Source organism: Pseudomonas sp. MPDS, from assembly GCF_013283895.1.
GTDB lineage: Bacteria > Pseudomonadota > Gammaproteobacteria > Pseudomonadales > Pseudomonadaceae > Aquipseudomonas > Aquipseudomonas rhizophila.
The window spans coordinates 3,011,536-3,027,820 of the sequence record NZ_CP054128.1 but is presented as its reverse complement, the minus strand read 5'-3'; the positions used below and the strand labels follow the sequence as shown (position 1 = coordinate 3,027,820).

Below are 16,285 nucleotides of genomic sequence, written 5' to 3'. Positions count from 1 at the left end.
TCAGATGTTGTAGCCGCCCGCGACTTCGATCGTCTGAGCATTGATCCAGCGTCCTTCTTCGGACAGCAGCATGGCGACCACGCTCATTCGCTGCGCCACTGTCACTGAGTTGAGTCACCACAGTAACCATCGCCTTGGTAGCGAGCGCAGCCGTTCCTGCTCGAATCCTGCCTGTTTCTGCTTTTTGCTTGCGTGGACGCATCCGCCTGGGTTCAGATGGCCCCCATGACCAACCCACTCAATGAACTGCGCGCCCTGGCCGCTCGGGCCGAGAACCGCCGCACGGAAACGGGCATACCGCGCCTGGCCATGGTCCAGGGTGAAATCCCGGCGCATTTGCTGGCCGCCGTTTACGAACCGATGATCAATCTGATTCTGCAAGGCAGTAAGTCAATGACCATCGGTGACCGTACGCTGGACTATGACCCTGCGACCTATTTCGTCATGTCCATCGAATTGCCAGCGGTCGGCCAAGTCCATCCTGCTGCGTCCGGCGAGCCTTACCTGGCGGTCAGCCTGACACTCGACCCGGCGGTCCTGGCAACTTTGCTCGCCGACCTGCCAAAGCCTGTCGGCCAATACGAAAAGGATGCGGGCTTTTCGGTAGCCTCAGTCACGCCCGAGTTGATGGATGCCTGGGTCCGTATGCTGCGGTTGATGAACCGGCCTGAAGACATTGCGGCCCTTGCCCCCGTTTACGAACGAGAGATCCTCTACCGGGTGTTACAAGGCCCTCACGGCTGGATGCTGCGTGATATCGCAGCACCCGATAGCGCCATGGCTCGGGTCAGCCTCGCGATCCAGTACATTCGCCGGGAATTTGCCGAGTCCATTCGCGTGGAAGCGCTGGCACAACGGGCTGCGATGAGCGTTTCGGCCTTTCACCGTCACTTCAAAGCCGTGACCGCGCTGAGCCCTCTGCAGTACCAAAAAAGAGTGCGTTTGCTTCAGGCTCGGACACTCCTGGTCGCCCATGCCAAAAGCGTTACCAGCGCGGCATTGGAGGTCGGTTACGAAAGCGCTACACAGTTCAGTCGAGATTACGCACGAGTATTCGGACTGCCCCCAGCACGCGATGCGGCAAGAATTCAGGGTGAAATCCTCGGCGAACAGATCAGATGAAACGGTTTTTCCCCCGGATGCTGTGAGTCAGTCACCGTTGCTGTTCGCGCTGAACGAAACAGGCCACGGGGCAGTCGGAACACCAGGCCCCTCGGCAAAGAAACCTGACTCATGTCCTTACGATCTGCTGTCCTCGCTACGTTGCTCACGTTGGCCGCCAGCACGGCGGCCGCCGCACAAGAACCGCTGCGCCTGGAACGCCTGGACCGCTGTGGTGACCTGCTGCAAAGCCAGCATCAGGACTGGTGCCTGACGGTGCACGGCTTGGATACTCAAACGCCACAACTGAAACTCGGTGAAAAAACGCTACCCGCGCTCATTGTCCAGCGCGAAGGGCAAGACCTGCGCGTGCGCCTGGACAGCGCCGCCTATCAGAGCGGCCCTATTTGGCTGGAAGACGGGCAGCGCGTCAGCAATGCAGCCTGGCTGAGCCTGCGCAACAGTCACGTATTGGCCGCCGGGCCGGACGAAGTGGCGAAGAACATGGACGGCTTGAGCACCTACGTCGATCTGGTGAGCCTGTTGATCGAGGAGAATCACGACGGGCGCCAGGAAGCTGAGCGTCTCGCCCAAAAATACGGCGCCAAGGTCGTCGGCAGTATTGCTCCCCTGAACCTGTATCAGCTTCGGTTACCCGCCAAGGATCTGGTGCAGCGCGACGCGCTGGTGCTACGGATGGGCAGCGAGACCAGTGTCGATGCCGTGGTGATCGAGGAGTCGGCGGCAGAAGAGGCCGAGCAAGCCAGCGCCCACCCTGAAGAGCCGAAGAAGCCGGCCCTGGACTCCGATGAATGGGCCGCGAACCGCTTTCTCGACGCGGTGAACTACTACCAGCGGCGCATTCCTGCGCGGCAACCGCCCACCCCGCCGCAACCGGTGCGCATCGGCCTGATCGAACGTAACGTGGATTTCGACACCGCCGATTTCGCCGACTACCTCGGCGGCTGCTCGATGCCGCGCACCTGCGTCTATGCGCGCGATGCGAATACGCCAGACAACCACGGCACCACCGTCGCCGGCATTCTCGCCGCACGCTGGGATGACGGTGGAAACACCGGTTTTCTCCGGGGGCTGGACAAAGCCAGCGGTGGTTTCGAAGTCATTGTCGAGCGCAACTCCGATGCCGGGATCACCGCCAACATCGCCGCCTCGGTCAACCTTGTGGAGGACGGCGTGCGGGTGCTCAACTGGAGCTGGGGCATTCACCGCGTTGGCGCGAAAAACGTCAAAGGCGATGAAGTCGACTCGCTGTTGCGCTCAGGCATCGCCATGAGCGGTTACGAGGAACTGCTGGAAGAGTTTTTCCTGTGGCTGCGCAAGGAGCATCCCGACGTGGTGGTGGTGAACTCCGCCGGCAATGGGTCTTCGTTCTCGGGCACCGATGAATACCGCCTGCCCTCTTCGTTCATCACCGAACAACTGCTGGTGGTCGGCGGGCACCAGCGCAACGAGCGCGCCGGGGTTGCCGTCGATGACCCGGCCTATGCGGTCAAGCGCAGCTCCTCGAATATCGACATGCGCGTGGACATCACCGCCGCCGCTTGCGCCCACGCCTCGACCACCAGCGCCGGCGAAAACGGTGCAGTGCATTGCGGCACATCCTATGCCACGCCCATGGTCGCGGGCTTGCTGGCGGCGATGCTGTCCATCAACCCGCAACTCCAGCCCGAGCAACTACGCATGCTGCTACGGCGCAGCGCCATGACCATCGGTGAAAACCATGACTTCGAACGGATGGATGGCGAGGACCTCACCGCCCCTATCCTACCGTCGGAGCGCAGCTATCAGCTTAACGACAAGGACGTGGGGCGTTCGGCTCGACTGGACATGCAAAAAGCGCTGGACCTGGCGGAGCAGAGCCGCACGCGCGTGCGCTGAACCTGGCACCGGGTGTGGGATAAAAAGTACTGGCAGCAGCGACATCCATAGTTTGACCCTCCTCGAAGTGAGCGATGCCTCAGGTGCATAACCTGTGAGCCCACATGGAGGAGATGGCGATGAAACCCACCCGCTTTTTTGGAAAGACCGTACTGGCCTGCACATTCATCCTGGCAATGATCGGATGGGGGGTCGGTTTCTATGGGCCGCCGATCTATATGCAGGCCGTGATGGATCGCACCGGCTGGCCGGTGGCCCAGGTGTCGGCGGCCGTTACGCTGCACTTTCTCAGCGGCACCCTGGTCATCGCCAACCTGCCAAGGCTCTACGCGCGCTTCGGTGTACCGGCCATTACCCTGCTGGGCTGCGTGGTGCTGGGGGTCGGGGTGAATATCTGGGCTCAGGCCAGCCAATTATGGGTGCTGTATGCCGGGGCCATCTGCTCGGGCATCGGTTGGGTGACATTAGGCGCCGCCGCCGTTAACACCCTGATCGCGCCCTGGTATATCAAGGAGCGGCCCAAAGCCTTGGGCAAGGCTTACAACGGCGCCAGCATGGGTGGGGTGATTTTCTCGCCGTTGTGGGTGTTGCTGATCGAGCGTTTTGGCTTTGCCACAGCGGCGCTGGTGATCAGCCTCGCAGCCGTGGTGCTGCTCGGCTGCTTCGCCTTTCTGGTGTTCAATAAAAGCCCTCAAAGCCTCGGCCAGCATCCGGACAATGCCGACCAGCCAGAACCGGTCGCGACGGGTACGAGCGCCGCACCCTGGACCGCGGCGCAAACCCTCAAGTCGGCCAGTTTCCGTTCCCTGGCAGCGGGCATGTCCCTGGGGTTGTTCGCCCAGATAGGCTTGATCGCCCACCTGTATTCGATTCTGGCGGGACGCATGGGCGCCCATGACGCCTCATTCGCCATGGGCCTGGCCACCGCCAGCGCCATGGGCGGGCGTTACGTGGCCGCACGCCTGATGACCCAAGGCGTCAACCGCCGTCAACTGGCCTGCCTGGGTTATGGGATTCAGATGCTTGGAACACTGATGCTCCTGGGCCTGAATATCCATCCGGCGGTCGCCTGGGTGGCGGTGGTGTTGATCGGTTCGGGAATCGGCAACGCCACTTCATTGCCGCCGTTGATCGCCCAGACTGAGTTCAGCCGCGAACAGACCGCCAGGGTGATTGCGCTGATGGTCGCAATCAGTCAAGCCACCTATGCCTTCGCTCCAGCATTCTTCGGCCTAGTCCGTTCAGTCTTTGCCGAACCGAGCCAGGCCATCGTCGCTATCGTGATTGCCGCTGTCGTGGTGCAAGGCCTCGCGATCCTGGCGTTTTACACGGGCGTGGTCACCCGCCCTTTCAAGAAAACCGTGTACTGACTCGCTACCTACGTCAGGATCGGGCCAGCGCTAGCCCCCTGCACGGATGCGCTCGACCAGACGTGCCTGCAGCACTTTGAGCTCCTCGGGGTCGGCCTTGCCCCGCCCATGTATGCCCGCCTCCTCGCCCTCCCAGCGAGGGACGATGTGTACATGAATGTGGTAGACCGTCTGCCCGGCCGGAGCCCCGTTGAACTGCGCGATTTGCACACCATCGGGCTTCAGCTCGTCCACGATGACCCGTGTGAGCCGCTGCACGGCAGACATCATCGCGCCGAGGGCCGCAGGCTCGACATCAAGAATATTCCGGGCCTGGGACGCTTTGGGAATCACCAGGACGTGGCCGCGCGATTGAGGAAAGATATCCAGAAAAGCCAGTACATCGGCGTCTTCGTAAATCTTGTAGCACGGCGCGTCGCCACGAAGGATTAGCGCGAAGATGTTCTGCGGATCGTAATCGCCGTGCAGGCTCATGATCATTCCCTTAAGCGGTTGTCAGGACAGTTGACTGCCAGCAAGCCGGCATCGAACGATCAGAAGGTTTAGCACAATCAACTGGCTGTTTTCCATAAAACGGGCAAAAGCCCCGGTACTTTGCAGTGCCGGGGCCTGACGTTGCGTGGCGTCACGCGCGGTTTTTCAACGTGTCATAGGCTTCAAGCGAACGCAGCGAGTAGATGTACGCGGCGCCTGCATTCAGCGAGATCGCGGTTGCCAGGGCGGCGGCCACTTCCTCGCGGCTCGCCCCAGCCTTGATCGCCGAGTCCGTGTGCGCGGCGATACAGCCATCGCAGCGGGTGGTCACCGCGACGGCAATCGAAATCAGCTCGCGGGTCTTGGCATCGAGTACGTCGTTTTCGCTGGCGGCCTCCCCAAGGGCCATGTAGGCCTTGACCATTTTCGGGTTGCTCTTGCCCAGCGCGCCAAAGGCTTTTTGAATGGTGGGCAACATTTCAGACCAGTTATTGAACATGGCATTAACTCCTGAGTGGGTTGGGTGTACTGTTTCGACGCCCTCAGTTTTTCACTCCGGCGCGGGTCGATTTTGTTCAATCCGCTCAGTTTTTTTGGCGATGCTCTCAAATGAATGCGATCGATCGACTCATCAGCCTGGCCAATGTGCGCGGCAGTCTGGATCTACGCTGTCAGTTCCAGGGTGACTGGGCTCTGGATCATGAACAGCAAGCCCTGGGCAGAGCGCCCTATCACATCGTGTTGGCGGGAGAGTGCCGGGTGGAGTTTCCCGATGGGCAGCGTTTGCCCATGCGCGCAGGTGACATCCTGCTTCTGCCCCGTGGTGCGCGACACCTGATGCACAGCCCTGGGAAAACAGTGGCGCCAACTTCACCGAAACTCGTCACAGGTGGCGCGCTGCCGGTCCATCGTATTGGCAACGCCAGTGCAGAACTGGACATGCTGTGTGGCGACTTTCACTTCAATCGGGCCTCACTGCTGTTTGCCTCCCTGCCCGAATACCTGGTCATCCCCAGCGGCGCGTTGTCGGCCAACGGTCCGCTACCCGCGCTGGTGGAAGTCATTCGTGCGGAAGCCGATGAGGCCAAGGTCGGTGCCCGTTTTCTGCTCGATGCGCTTTCCCAGGCATTGTTCACGCTTATTCTGCGTGCGCATCTGGCAAATCACGGCCAGGACAGCGGCTCGCTGGCGCTGTTGGGCGATAAACGTCTGGGCCGAGCCTGGCAGGCGATGCTCGCAGATCCGGCCTACGAGTGGACGATCCAGGGCCTGGCGGACCTCGCGAACATGTCCCGCGCGAACTTCATGCGAACCTTCGTTCGCGTGGCCGGGGTATCGCCTTGGGTGTTGTTGACGCAAATACGCATGGAGTTGGCGTTCAGTCTGCTCAGCCATTCACATTTGGGCTTGAGCGATATTGCCGTGCAGGTCGGTTACCAATCCCAGGCGGCGTTCAGCAAGAAGTTCAAGGAGATTTATGGGCAAGCACCAGGAAAAGTGCGACGTACGATCTAGCCTGTGGCAAGGGCGCTGGGCTGGGCGATTGGAGCCAGAGATTCGATCGTTCCCACGCTCCTGCGTGGGAATGTCGCCAGGGACGCTCCGCGTTCCGCTTCTGGAAGGTGACGCAGAGCGTCACGGGATGCATTCCCACGCAGAGCGTGGGAACGATCAAAAAGCTGCTCTTTTGGCGAGGGTGTAGCACCTGCTCAAACGTCCAGAACCACGGTCTCACTCCCCTGTGCCGGTACTGCGCAACAGATCAGTACCTCATCTTCGGCAACCGGCTCGGCCGGACTGTTCAGATAATGCACCTGCCCCTGGCTTAGCCGGGTTTTACAGGTGCCGCACGAACCGCCGCGGCAGCTGAACTCAGGGCTCAGGCCCCGGGCTTCGGCAAGCTCCAGCAGGGTCCCGCTGCCCGGCTCCCAACGGGCCTCCTTGCCGGAGCTGGCGAACAGGACCTTCACCGACTCGCTCGATGCAGGCACTTGCGGGGCCGCTGGCACGCTGACTTCGGCATCGCGCACCAGTGTGGATGGGCCGAAGGTTTCGGCGTGAATGCGATCGTCTGGAATGCGCAATGTGCGCAACCCGTCATACAGCGACTGAGTGAAGCTGCCGGGCCCGCACAGGTAGTAGTCGTAGTCATCGAGCGCCAGCAGTTGCTTGAGCAGTTCCACATCGATCCTGCCCGTCGCGTCGTAGCCTTGCCCCACACCTTCCGTAGGCGGCTGGCTGACCAGGCGCAGTACCTTTACCTTACCTGCGGCACGCTTGACCAGCTCATCGATTTCCTCGCGAAATGCCAGGTCGGCTACCGTGCGCGCGCTTTGCACCAACCAGACCGGACGCATCCGACTCATGCGCAGGCCCTGATAAACCACCTCGCGCAACATCGACAACAGCGGCGTCACACCCACGCCCGCCGCCAGCAGCACCAAGGGCCGCCGCTCAGCGGCCTGAACGGTGAAATGCCCTTGGGGCGCTCGCGCCTCGATCTGCTGCGCCACCTCAATTCGGTCATGCAGATGCGAGGAGACCAAGCCCTCGCGCTTGACGCTGATGCGCAGGAAATCATCCGACGGTGCGCTGGACACGCTGTAGGTACGAATCGCGGGGGCTTTCTGCCCCTCCAGCGAAATCCGCACGGGCAAGTGCTGGCCGGCGTCAAACCGGGGCACGCCCGCTCCGTCGGCTGCTTGCAGGTAGAAAGAGCGAATGTTGTGGCTCTCATCCACCACACGAACCACGCGCAATGGGCGCCATTGGGTCCGCAGGGCTTCGGCCTGCAAGCGCTCGGCGGCCTGTTCCCAACTGCCAGTCATCAATGAATTGGGCGAGTCACCCGCGCTCTGGTCCTTCCAGCGCAACGGGATCGCGGCCTGGCGGTAAACCACGCGCTGCGGCTTGAAGCGCAGCAGCCGCTCGGCGCCCTGGAACGCGGCAATTTCGGGATCGTCCAGCAATACTTGGGCGGAACCGGTCATTTGCAGAAGATCGCCGGTCTTGAAATCGACGAAGATCAGGCCTGCGCGGGGATTGAGCAGGATGTTGCCCAGGGTGTTGAAGAACAGGTTTCCGGAGAAGTCCGGGATGGTCAGCGTGCCGTCCTCGTCCATGCGCACAAAACCTGGCTTGCCGCCGCGGTGGGACGCATCGACCTGCCGTTCGCCGTCGCGCTCCACATAGGTGGCGATGTAGAACGAATCAGCCGTTGTGATCAGGCGACGAGCCAATGGGTCCGTTGCCACCAGGTGCCGAACGTCACCGGCCTGTTCGCGGACAAAGGAATATTGGCGCAGGTTGATATAGCGAGGGCAATTGCCATAGGCCTGGCTGACGGAAATTTCCAGCCCGTGATCGAGCAGACGGCGAATGTTGCCGTTCATGCGGTTGCGCCGGCGGGTGTGCAATTCGATACCCAACATGCCGATGGCAGCCCCCTCGCCCATGCCCTCCTGGGCCGGATCGCTGGGTTGTGGCTTGAGATCGATCTGCAGGGTTTGCGGATCAGGTGAGCTCATGAAACCGGGTTTGCCGGTGCGCAGGGTCGCCCACACGTCACCTTGCCGATCCACGGCGCCCAATACCACGAAAGGCAACTGTGCGTAGAACTCCCGGTGCTGGTCCGGCATCCAGTTGCGCGCCAATTGTCGCTGGCCGACGCTGGTCATCATGTCGACCGCACCGACCGAGCGTTGCAAGGTCAGTTCGCCTTCATGCCAGGGTGAGGATTGTGGTTTCGCGGCTTCGTCCATCAGCTACTCCTCGCGCCCGCAGCCTTGCAGGCTGCGTTAAGACGCTACGGTCAGGGGGACTGCGCTACGCCTCTTGCCGAGGGTGCATTGCAGGTGGGGTTATCTTCTTCCCAAAGGGATTGGGGAGGAATACGCACGAACTGCAATCCACTGTTTCATAAACTGGAATGAACACGTCCAGGGCGCCTGCGGGGAATCACCAGGGCCGGACAGCGTGCCCGCTCATCGCTGAAGGTCAGCGCCCCAGCGCAAGAGCGATTTTCAGTTGCAACTCGTTTTCGGAGAATGGCTTGTGCAACACAGGACGATGGGCGAACTCATTCGGCAGCCCGCTGGCACCGTATCCGGTGCTGAACAAAAACGGAATCTGGCGCGCCTGGAGAATTTCGGCAACCGGAAAAACCCGCTCACCGGCCAGGTTGACATCGAGAATGGCCAGGTCAATTGCCACCCGATTCGCCACTTCGCAGGCCGTAGCGAGCCGTGCCACTGACGCCACCACCACGCATTCGAGCTCTTCCAGCATTTGCTCGACCAGCATGGCGATGGTGCCTTCGTCCTCAACCAGCAGCACCCTGACTCCGGGGAACGAACTCATGGGCTGGACGCCTGGATCAGAAACGAGATTCGGCAGCAAACGCCCTTCGGGTCGAAGGTCAGGTCAAATGTCCCGCCCAAATCGCGCTCGATGCAGCGCTTCATCAAACGCGAACCCAACCCTTCCCGCTTGGGTTGGGCCACCCGTGGCCCGCCCTGCTCGCGCCAGTCCAGGGTCAGTAGCATTCCATCGGATTGTGGTTGCACAACCCACTTCACTGAAAGCGTGCCCGTCTCTACTGACATCGCGCCGTATTTCAGTGCATTGATCGCCAGTTCATTGAGGGTCATGGTGAGGTTGAGCGCAACGCGGGTGCCGACATCGACAGGGTCGCCCTCAACCACGATTCGACTGGGTTCCTGGCCAAATATCGGCATCAGCACTTCATGGGCAAGGGACCCCAGCGGGGTATGGCCCCAATGGCGCCGGGTCAACAGATCGTGAGCCCGGGACAACGCAAGCAGCCTGGCTTCGAAACGCCTGTAACCGTCGTTCGCATCCTCGGCATTGCGCGCCGTTTGTGCCGCCAGGGATTGCACAGTGGCCAGGGTGTTCTTGACCCGATGATTGAGTTCGTCGATCAGGGTCTTCTGCCGGTTCTGCGCCTGATTTCGCTCGGTGATGTCCACCAGCATGTTGATAGCGCCCACCAGGTTGCCATCGGCGTCATGCAGCGGTGTGGGATACGGCGCAAACGGCACACGAGTGCCATCCGGCCGTTCGGCAATGGCCTCGACACCACGTATCGGGCGGTTTTCCTTCAAGGCCACCGCCATCGGGCACTGGTCGTGGGGAAGCGCGCTTCCATCGGTATTGAATATTTTCCAGGTCACGCACCACATGTCCCCCAACTGTGGGGTTCGGCCAGACAATTCGACAGCCGCCCGATTGAAGAAGGTGATGCGCCCTTGTGCATCGGTTGTATAAACCGCAGCGGGCAGAGCCTCGAGAAGATTGCGCATATGCCGTTCGCTTTCGCGAATCTGGCTTTCCATTTGCTGGGCGAGCGTGACGTCGATGGTGAAACAGCGTGTGTGAAAGAGCTTACCGTCCTCGAAACGCCCATTGGAGGTAATCGCTACATGCCGGATCGTGCCGTCTTTGGCCCTCAACCGCGCCGGGTAGCTGTCCAGGCTTTCGCCGCTGCCCAGTTTATTGAGGATGTCACCAATAACGGGCTCATCCACATGAAACTCCGTAATGTGGCGGCCGATATATTCGTCAGCCGTATAGCCCAGCATGTTCAGCTCGGCCTTGTTCGCACGCTGGATGATGCCCGCGTTGCTGACAATGTGAAGCCCCACCGCGCTGTTTTCAAAAAAATCCTCGAGGTCGGCACTCTTGCGACGAAGCTCTTCGGCCATCGCATGACGCGCCGAGACATCCTGAAAACAGTTGATCGCCCCTTGAATGGCCCCGCGCCGATCCCTGAGGGCCCGGATGTTCACCAGCGCCATAAGCCGCGTTCCATCCGAACGCTCAATGATCACTTCCTGATTGCGTGTCGCAGCGCCGGTAATAAGCACCGAAGCCATGGGGCAGTCTTCGAAAGCCAGCGGCGTGCCATCCGGTAAAAAAAGCCGGTGCGAGCCGCAGAAGCGGTCACCGTTTTTCCCGATAATGGGCGTCCTGCCCCATAGCTCGGCCGCTTCACTGTTGTACCTGACGAGCCAACCCTCGTGATCACAGAGGTATACCGCCCCCGGTATGGCGTCGAGCGCGCTCGCGCCCAGGGTGAGCAGGCTCTGGTACTCGCTCGGAGCGCAAACCTCCACGGCAAGCTCTTCAATGTTCGACATCTGGTAATCCTCAATCCGCCTGGCTGAAACGCCCACGCTCTCCATCGCCCCCGGTTTATGGCCGGAGTCGGTGATTCCAGCTCGGATAATCCTTCTGAATGCGGGTTCGGATATGTTTCATAGAGCCGTTATGTTGGAGGTCTAGATCCCTATTCACCGCGCTAGTTCATGAAAGTTCAACAGGTTCGGTGTTTGAACCTGGACAGGGATCTTTTCTAGCGCGCTAAAGAGCAGCAATTGAGTGTAGTCGGCCTCGTGTTTGTCGAACCATTCGCTTCAGGACCTGTGCTTGCAGATTGAAACATGACAGCCGGTCTATCTATATACGACAAAGAACAGGCGCAACGGATTTGATCTTCTATGATTGCTCCAGCAAAGGAGTTTATTCCGATGAGCGAATCAGAAGCACGACTTCTGCGCGTGCATTCCCTTAAAACCGCTTGCTCCAACTGCAGCGTGCTTGAGCTGTGCCTGCCTATCGGGCTGACGGGCGGCGAAGTCGAGCGTCTGGACACCTTGATCTCCCAGCGAGTCAAGGTCAAAAAAGGCACGGCGCTGTACCGCACCGGCGATCCGCTGCGCTCGTTGTATGCAGTGCGGCTGGGTTTCTTCAAGACCAGCGTATTGTCGATAGACGGTCGCGAGCAAATCACCGGTTTCCAGATGCAAGGCGAAATGCTCGGTCTGGACGCCATCAGCACCGATCATTACGCCTGCAATGCAATAGCGCTGGAAGACAGCGAAGTTTGCCCGATTCCTTTCAGCAACCTGGAAAAACTTGCCCACGATTTGCCCTCTTTACAGCACAACCTCAACAAGCTCCTGAGCCAGGAGATCGTGCGCGACCACAGCATGCTGCTGTTGCTTGGCAACATGAATGCCGATGAACGTCTTGCGGCGTTTCTGCTGAACCTGTCTCAGCGACTTAACATGCGCGGTTACTCCTCCAGGGAATTCGTCTTGCGCATGAGCCGCGAGGCTATCGGCTCTTATCTGGGCCTGCGGCTGGAAACGATCTGCCGGGGTATCGCGCACCTGCGAGAAGAGGAACTGGTAGAAATGCATGGACGCAACGTCACCATCCTGGACCTGCCCGGCCTCAAGCAAAAAGTGGCTGGTTGCCATCGTCATTCAGAGCGGTGAAACCCTCTCGAGGCGCTTGCATCACTGATCACCTGCCCGTCGCCTGATCGCCCGCCCCGCTGACACGGTCGACCGCCCTGCTGACTTTCATCAAATCACAGGCTGTTGCCCCGACAGCGCGTTGACCCACTTACACCCTTGTTGATTTAGCTCAATGTGTCGGCATCACCCAGGCGTAGAAAAAGCAGACCGGGCCCTGATAGCCCCGCCCGCTTCGCATTACCTGGAGGACGCCACGATGAGCGACTTGACCCTGCGCAAGACCATTCTGGAAGAACTGGAATTCCAACCCGACCTCAATGCAGCCCATATTGGCGTGGCCGTGGACAATGGCGTCGTCACCCTTTCCGGTCATGTCGGCAGTTATGCAGAAAAGATCAGCGCCGAACGCGCCGTCAAAAGCATCGAGGGCGTGCGCGCCGTAGCTGAGGAAATCCAGGTCCGATTGAATAAAAACGCCGGCACCGCAGACGACACCATTGCCAATCGCGCCTTGAAGATCATCAACTGGAGCTGCGACGTTCCTGAAGGCGACATAAAAGTCATCGTGCAGAACGGCTGGGTCAGCCTGGAAGGCGAAGTGGAATGGCAATACCAGAAAGAAAGCGTGGAGCGGTCCGTGTTCAAGCTGTCCGGCGTGGTGGGCGTGAACAATCGGCTAACCCTGCGCCCTCGAGTGGACGCGGGCAACATCCAGCGTCGTATCGAAGAGGCCCTTAAACGCAATGCCGAAGTGGATGCCAAGGCAATTCACGTCAAGGTCGATGGGGATGTGGTGAGGCTCGAAGGCAAAGTCCATTTATGGCGCCAGCGTAAAATCGCGGAACGGGCGGCCTGGTCGGTGCCGGGGGTCAGAGAGGTGGACGATCACCTGTTGCTTGTCTGAGTCGCAGGCCCGTTCGCAGTCCCGCCGCTCTACCCCTGAGACGCGGCGGTCGACTCCCGTTGCCAGGCCCGCTGCAGCAAATCGATGACGATTTCATCGGATGTCTGAGGGAAGTCCTTGTACCAATAGCCTATGGAAACCAGCCAGTCAGGAATAAGCGGACAAATCACCTCATCCACTTCGCTGCGTAGCGCCTCCACTGTTTCAAGCGGCCCAACCGGCACGGCGACCACAACGCGCGAAGGCCCTTGCGTGCGGACCGCGTGGATCGCTGCCATCATCGAGGCCCCCGTCGCCAGACCGTCATCAATCAGGATGACCACCTGGTCCTTGAGTTGTACAGGCTCACGAGTGCCTCGATACGCCTGCTCACGACGCAACAGCTCCCGGGTTTCCCGGGCAACCACGGCGTCGAAACTGGGCTGATCAATCGGATGGGCACGAAGAGCGTCGTCATTGAGGATCTGTATGCCACCACTGGCAATGGCGCCCATCGCGAACTCAGGGTTGGACGGCACACCCAGTTTGCGAACCAGCATCAGATCAAGGCGCACGTGCAGAGCGGTGACCACTTCATAAGCCACTGGAACTCCGCCACGGGGCAAGGCCAGGACGATGACATCGGGTCGATGGGCGTATTTGAACAAATGTTCCACCAGCCCTTGCCCCGCTGCGCTGCGGTCCTTCCACACTGTTTGCATTGAGGGACTCTGACTCATTGGAAAACCTCCACAGGCTGTTGCGCCCCGTCGTTCAGCGTCAATCCAGCGTCCTCTGATAGAGCGGCCTCGGCGTTGATTTATGTCAATTTCCCTGCAAGGCAGCTCGGCCCTTTTCCTATGAAATTCACGCATGCACGCCCTGCATAACCTCTGATCTAAATCAATGCTCCCCAGCCTCTTCACGCAGAGATTAATAACCCGCGCTAGAACCTTCGCTTCGGCGAAGGTCGTCGACCCCTTCGTCTCGTGGAGGCTTCAATCATGGCAACGCACCTGCAAGGCACTGAGCCGGTCATCCCGGCCGTCAAACCTCATCCTTTGGCCGGCAGTTTGCGAAAGGTCGAACCCAAACGCCTGTCATTGAGCCTGCTGGTTGCGCTGGTGGTGGGTTCGATGATCGGCAGCGGCATTTTCAGCCTGCCCCAGAACATGGCCTCCAGCGCGGGTGCCGGGGCTATCCTGATCGGCTGGCTGATCACTGGCGTGGGTATGCTGTCACTGGCCCTGGTCTATCAGACCCTCTCCAACCGTCAACCGGAACTCGATAATGGCGTGTTCGCCTACGCTCGTGCGCTTGGGGGTGAGTTCCTGGGCTTCAATTCGGCGTGGGGCTACTGGATCAGTGCGTGGATTGGCAACGTCAGTTATCTGGTGATTCTGTTCGCGGCACTCAGTTACTTTTTTCCCTTGTTCGGCGAAGGCAATAACAAGGCCGCGATTGCCGGTGCGTCGGTGGTGCTGTGGTCGTTGCATTGGATGATCCTGCGCGGGATGCGCACAGCGGCCAAGGCCAACGCCCTGACCACCGTGGCCAAAGTCGTGCCCTTGCTGCTGTTCATCGGCCTGGTGATCGCCGGATTTTCCAAAGACACCTTCATGGTCGACTTTTGGGGCACGCCGGCATTGGGTAGTACCCTGGATCAGGTCAAGAGCACCATGCTGGTGACGGTCTGGGTCTTTATCGGCATTGAAGGTGCCAACGTGTTTTCCGCCCGTGCCGCCGACCGGGCGGATGTGGGCAGGGCCACGGTGATCGGTTTCGTCCTGACATTGCTGCTGCTGATTGCCGTGTCGCTCCTGTCTCTGGGGATCCTCAGACAACCTGAACTGGCTGCCCTGAAGAACCCATCCATGGCGGGTGTTCTGGAGGCGGTGGCCGGTCCTTGGGGTGCGGTGTTGATCAGTATCGGCCTGATTGTGTCGGTCGGTGGTGCGCTGCTGGCCTGGACCCTGCTGGCAGCGGAATCGGTGTTCACGCCGGCCAGGGAAAAGGTCATGCCCCGCGCGCTGGCCTCGGAAAACCAGCACGGCGCGCCGGCCAACGCGCTGTGGATCACCAACGGCTGCATTCAGCTGTTCCTGTTGTTGACGCTGTATTCGAGCGCCAGCTACCTGGCCCTGATCTCGCTCGCTACCTCGATGATCCTGCTGCCTTATCTGTTCAGCGGCCTGTACGCGCTGAAGATGACCTGGCAAGGCCAGACCTACGCCGGGCACCGCGCCCTGCAACTGCGGGACATGGCCATCGCCTTGGTCGCCACCACCTATTGCATTTGGCTGCTCTACGCCGCCGGCCCCCGCTACATGCTGCTCAGCGCCCTGCTCTATGCCCCCGGTTCGCTGATTTACCTCAGCGCCCAACGGGCCAGGACCGGGCATGCGCTCAATGGTTTCGGCTGGGGGTTGCTGCTGGTGATCTGGGTGGCGGCGATTTTCGCCGGCTGGATGCTCTGGTCCGGCCAGCTCTCGTTGTAAGGCTTGCAAGCGTGCATTGACCCGTCCGGAACCGGTCCCTGGCAATGATGCCAAGTCCCGCCCGGACATCACCAAAGAGGAAAATCAAATGTCCAATTCAGTGAAAAAAATGCCGGTCGATACCCAAGACAACACTCAGCATCCGGCCAAGAATGACCTTTGGCATCCACTGGAAAAACTCCGTCAGCAGGTGGATCACCTGTTCGATGACTTCAACCGGGGTACAGGTCTTTCTCCCTTCAGTCGCGGACTGTTCGATGTCGAGCCATTCTGGCGCAGGGAGTTCTCCACAAGCCTGCCGGCCGTGGACATCAGCGAGAAGGAAAAGAGCTTTGAAATCACAGCCGAATTGCCCGGCATGGACCAGAAAGACATCGAAATCCGGCTCGCCAATGGCAACCTGATCATCAAGGGCGAGAAGAAAGAAGCCAAGGAAGAAAAGAAAAAAGGTTATCACCTGTCCGAACGCCATTACGGCTCCTTCGAACGGGTTTTCAACCTGCCAAAAGGCATCGATAGCGACAAGATCGAAGCTCAGTTCAGCAAAGGCGTGCTGACCCTGACGCTGCCTAAAAAACCGGAAGCGCTGAAAGCGGAAAAAGTCGTGCCGATCAAGGCTGACTGACGCTGTGCACCCTGCCCCTCGCCGGCCAACGACGAGGGGCTTTTTTTTGCCTGTGCATTTAGATGTGTTGTTGAAGCTGATGGGCCGCTTCGCGAGCAGGCTCGCTCCCACAGGGGCCGGCGGTGAACACAAATACCGCGTACCTCAGGACC

14 protein-coding genes and 1 pseudogene are annotated in these 16,285 nt (G+C 60.0%); 8 read left to right on the top strand and 7 right to left on the bottom strand.

Annotated features, from left to right (window positions below; translation table 11 throughout):
* Positions 1-81: pseudogene (locus HQ912_RS27805) on the bottom strand (3-oxoacyl-ACP reductase); the annotation flags it as partial.
* Positions 82-225: 144 nt separating this feature from the next.
* Between HQ912_RS27805 and HQ912_RS13325 the strand changes: the two are divergent.
* The 3 genes from HQ912_RS13325 (at position 226) to HQ912_RS13315 (ending at position 4,370) form a co-directional block, all read left to right on the top strand.
* Positions 226-1,122, top strand: a complete 897-nt coding sequence (locus HQ912_RS13325) for an AraC family transcriptional regulator (protein WP_173406892.1) — start codon at positions 226-228, stop codon at positions 1,120-1,122.
* A 111-nt stretch (positions 1,123-1,233) separates the two neighbouring features.
* Entirely contained in the window at positions 1,234-3,000 is a 1,767-nt protein-coding gene (locus HQ912_RS13320) for a S8/S53 family peptidase (protein WP_047225692.1), read from the top strand.
* Positions 3,001-3,119: 119 nt separating this feature from the next.
* Positions 3,120-4,370, top strand: a complete 1,251-nt coding sequence (locus HQ912_RS13315; RefSeq protein WP_173406891.1) for an MFS transporter — start codon at positions 3,120-3,122, stop codon at positions 4,368-4,370.
* A 30-nt stretch (positions 4,371-4,400) separates the two neighbouring features.
* Here HQ912_RS13315 and HQ912_RS13310 read toward each other — a convergent pair whose 3' ends face one another.
* Together HQ912_RS13310 and HQ912_RS13305 are read right to left on the bottom strand one after the other, a co-directional pair.
* On the bottom strand, positions 4,401-4,844 hold the full coding sequence (locus tag HQ912_RS13310; protein ID WP_076384354.1) for an HIT family protein: 444 nt from the start codon (positions 4,842-4,844) through the stop codon (positions 4,401-4,403).
* A 151-nt stretch (positions 4,845-4,995) separates the two neighbouring features.
* Complete coding sequence (locus HQ912_RS13305; protein WP_047225688.1) at positions 4,996-5,343, bottom strand: carboxymuconolactone decarboxylase family protein; 348 nt, start codon at positions 5,341-5,343, stop codon at positions 4,996-4,998.
* A gap of 110 nt (positions 5,344-5,453) precedes the next feature.
* Here HQ912_RS13305 and HQ912_RS13300 point away from each other — a divergent pair, with 110 nt between their 5' ends.
* Entirely contained in the window at positions 5,454-6,359 is a 906-nt protein-coding gene (locus tag HQ912_RS13300; protein ID WP_107322322.1) for an AraC family transcriptional regulator, read from the top strand.
* Positions 6,360-6,553: 194 nt separating this feature from the next.
* On the opposite strand, the gene HQ912_RS13295 is transcribed toward HQ912_RS13300, so the two are convergent.
* From HQ912_RS13295 to HQ912_RS13285, 3 genes are all read right to left on the bottom strand, one after another.
* Positions 6,554-8,605 (bottom strand): pyridoxamine 5'-phosphate oxidase family protein, encoded by a 2,052-nt coding sequence (locus HQ912_RS13295; protein WP_173406890.1) that lies wholly within the window; start codon positions 8,603-8,605, stop codon positions 6,554-6,556.
* A 235-nt stretch (positions 8,606-8,840) separates the two neighbouring features.
* Positions 8,841-9,203 (bottom strand): response regulator, encoded by a 363-nt coding sequence (locus HQ912_RS13290; protein ID WP_076384348.1) that lies wholly within the window; start codon positions 9,201-9,203, stop codon positions 8,841-8,843.
* Positions 9,200-11,002 carry a PAS domain S-box protein gene (locus HQ912_RS13285; RefSeq protein WP_160892415.1) on the bottom strand — a complete coding sequence of 601 codons (1,803 nt, stop codon included), beginning with the start codon at positions 11,000-11,002 and terminating at the stop codon, positions 9,200-9,202. Before HQ912_RS13285 ends, HQ912_RS13290 begins: the two co-directional genes overlap by 4 nt.
* Positions 11,003-11,392: 390 nt before the next feature.
* Between HQ912_RS13285 and fnr the strand changes: the two genes are divergently transcribed.
* Together fnr and HQ912_RS13275 are read left to right on the top strand one after the other, a co-directional pair.
* Positions 11,393-12,145, top strand: a complete 753-nt coding sequence (gene fnr / locus HQ912_RS13280; RefSeq protein WP_047225683.1) for a fumarate/nitrate reduction transcriptional regulator Fnr — start codon at positions 11,393-11,395, stop codon at positions 12,143-12,145.
* 238 nt (positions 12,146-12,383) lie between these two features.
* Complete coding sequence (locus HQ912_RS13275) at positions 12,384-13,031, top strand: BON domain-containing protein (protein ID WP_076384342.1); 648 nt, start codon at positions 12,384-12,386, stop codon at positions 13,029-13,031.
* A gap of 29 nt (positions 13,032-13,060) precedes the next feature.
* On the opposite strand, the gene HQ912_RS13270 is transcribed toward HQ912_RS13275, so the two are convergent.
* On the bottom strand, positions 13,061-13,750 hold the full coding sequence (locus HQ912_RS13270; RefSeq protein WP_047225681.1) for a phosphoribosyltransferase: 690 nt from the start codon (positions 13,748-13,750) through the stop codon (positions 13,061-13,063).
* Positions 13,751-14,014: 264 nt separating this feature from the next.
* Between HQ912_RS13270 and arcD the strand changes: the two genes are divergently transcribed.
* Both arcD and HQ912_RS13260 read left to right on the top strand, forming a co-directional pair.
* Complete coding sequence (gene arcD, locus HQ912_RS13265; RefSeq protein WP_052915282.1) at positions 14,015-15,508, top strand: arginine-ornithine antiporter; 1,494 nt, start codon at positions 14,015-14,017, stop codon at positions 15,506-15,508.
* 88 nt (positions 15,509-15,596) lie between these two features.
* Complete coding sequence (locus tag HQ912_RS13260) at positions 15,597-16,133, top strand: Hsp20/alpha crystallin family protein (RefSeq protein WP_047225871.1); 537 nt, start codon at positions 15,597-15,599, stop codon at positions 16,131-16,133.
* The last annotated feature ends 152 nt before the right edge of the window (positions 16,134-16,285 follow it).